Origin of the sequence: Streptomyces sp. NPDC046716 (assembly GCF_040645755.1) — a bacterium.
GTDB lineage: Bacteria > Actinomycetota > Actinomycetes > Streptomycetales > Streptomycetaceae > Streptomyces.
Window position 1 is genome coordinate 1 of record NZ_JBEYYU010000138.1, and the last position, 2249, is coordinate 2249.

2 protein-coding genes are annotated in these 2249 nt (G+C 72.4%); one reads left to right on the forward strand and one right to left on the reverse strand.

Going from position 1 to position 2249, the window contains the following annotated elements:
* Positions 1–161 precede the first annotated feature (161 nt).
* Entirely contained in the window at positions 162–860 is a 699-nt protein-coding gene (pdxH, locus tag ABZ930_RS41365) for a pyridoxamine 5'-phosphate oxidase (protein ID WP_361560785.1), read from the reverse strand.
* Positions 861–1004: 144 nt separating this feature from the next.
* Here pdxH and ABZ930_RS41370 point away from each other — a divergent pair, with 144 nt between their 5' ends.
* The gene (locus ABZ930_RS41370) at positions 1005–2117 is read left to right on the forward strand and encodes a citrate synthase 2 (protein WP_361560788.1); all 1113 of its coding nucleotides are present in this window, start codon (positions 1005–1007) and stop codon (positions 2115–2117) included.
* The last annotated feature ends 132 nt before the right edge of the window (positions 2118–2249 follow it).

Sequence of the window (2249 nt, forward strand, 5' to 3'; positions counted from 1 at the left end):
CCCCGCGCCCCTGAGATGCGCACTGCGTGCGGCATCTCATCGGGGAGGCTGCGCGGAGCGCATGCCTCAGGGGCGCGGGGAACTGCGCGAGAAGCGGCCACCGGCCCGCGGAAGACGACGCTCCCAGGGGCTCGGGGAACTGCGCGACCAGCCCGCACCGGTCAGGGGCTCAGGCGGTCCACTCGCCAGGTCGGGGTGGTCAGGGTGTAGCGGAGGCGGTCGTGGAGGCGGTTTTCTCGGCCCTGCCAGAACTCGACCGTCCCGGGGCGGACCCGGAAACCGCCCCAGTGGTCCGGGACCGGCACCTCGGTCCCGGCCGGATGGCGCCGCGTCAGCTCCGCGTACCCGGCGTCCAGCTCGGCCCGGGAGGCCAGCACGGCGGACTGCTCACTGGCCCACGCCCCGAGCTGCGACCCGTGCGGCCGGGACCGGAAGTACGCCTCGGTCTCCTCCCGCGACGTCCGCTCGGCCGTCCCCGTCACCAGCACCTGCCGGCTCATCGGGTGCCACGGAAAGAGCAGCGCCACCTGGGCGTTGACGGCGAGTTCGCGCGCCTTGCGGGAGCCGTAGTTGGTGTAGAAGACGAAGCCCTCGTCGTCGTAGGACTTCAGGAGCACCGTCCGTGAGCTGGGGCGGCCGTCGGCGTCGGCGGTGGAGACCACCATGGCGTTCGGCTCGGCGAGCGGCGAGCCGGGCGCGGCCGCCTGCTTGAACCAGCGCGTGAACTGCTGCATGGGGTGCGGGGCGAGATCGGACTCGTGCAGGCCGCCGTCGTGGGTGCGGTACTGCTCGCGCATGCCTGCCGGGTCGGGTGTGTCGTTCACGGCGTCATCCTGCCGGACGGCGGGACGCGCCCGCATGCGGAGTGAGACATGGCACTGAGTGCCGCGAGCCCTCGCCATCTGTGGCACTGAGGTCTATCTTCCAAGTGCCGAAACGGTTGAGCAGCCCGCCCCACGGGGCATCACGCAAAGACCTGTCCACGCATCAAGAGGAGCCGCCTGATGTCCGACTTCGACCCGTCCTTCGTACCCGGCCTCGAAGGCGTCGTGGCGTTCGAGACGGAGATCGCCGAACCGGACAAGGAAGGCGGCGCCCTGCGGTACCGGGGCGTCGACATCGAGGATCTGGTCGGCCATGTGTCGTTCGGGAACGTGTGGGGGCTGCTGGTCGACGGGGCCTTCGATCCCGGGCTGCCGCCCGCCGAGCCGTTCCCCATCCCCGTCCACTCCGGTGACATCCGCGTCGACGTGCAGTCCGCGCTGGCCATGCTGGCGCCCGTGTGGGGCCTGAAGCCGCTGCTCGACATCGACGAGAGGCGGGCCCGCGACGATCTGGCGCGGGCCGCCGTCATGGCGCTGTCGTACGTCGCCCAGTCCGCCCGCGGGCAGGGCGTGGCGATGGTGCCGCAGAGCGAGATCGACAAGGCGCAGTCCGTCGTCGAACGGTTCATGATCCGCTGGCGCGGGGAGCCGGACCCGAAGCACGTGGCGGCCGTCGACGCCTACTGGACGTCCGCCGCCGAGCACGGCATGAACGCCTCGACGTTCACGGCCCGGGTCATCGCCTCCACCGGGGCCGATGTCGCCGCCGCGCTGTCCGGGGCCGTCGGTGCCATGTCCGGGCCGCTGCACGGGGGCGCTCCGTCGCGGGTGCTCGGGATGATCGAGGAGATCGAGCGGACCGGGGACGCCGATGCGTATGTGAAGCGGGCGCTCGACAAGGGTGAGCGGCTGATGGGGTTCGGGCACCGGGTGTACCGGGCCGAGGACCCTCGTGCGCGGGTGCTCCGCAGGACCGCGCGGGAGTTGGGGGCGCCGCGGTTCGAGGTCGCCGAGGCGCTGGAGAAGGCCGCGCTGGCCGAGCTGCACGCGCGCCGGCCCGATCGGGTGCTCGCCACCAACGTGGAGTTCTGGGCGGCGATCGTGCTCGACTTCGCCGAGGTGCCGGCGCACATGTTCACGTCGATGTTCACGTGCGCCCGTACGGCGGGGTGGTCGGCGCACATCCTGGAGCAGAAGCGCACCGGACGCCTGGTCCGTCCCTCGGCCCGCTACGTGGGCCCGGGGACGCGCTCGCCCCGGGACATCTCCGGGTTCGCCGACATCGCCCGGTAGCCCGGGTGGTGCGGACGGTTCGCGCGTGCAGGTGTGTGGGCGGCCGGTCGCGCAGTTCCCCGCGCCCCTGAGGCATGCGCTGCGCGCAGCCTCCCCTGGGCGAGCGGAGCTCGTTTCAGGGGCGCGGGGAAC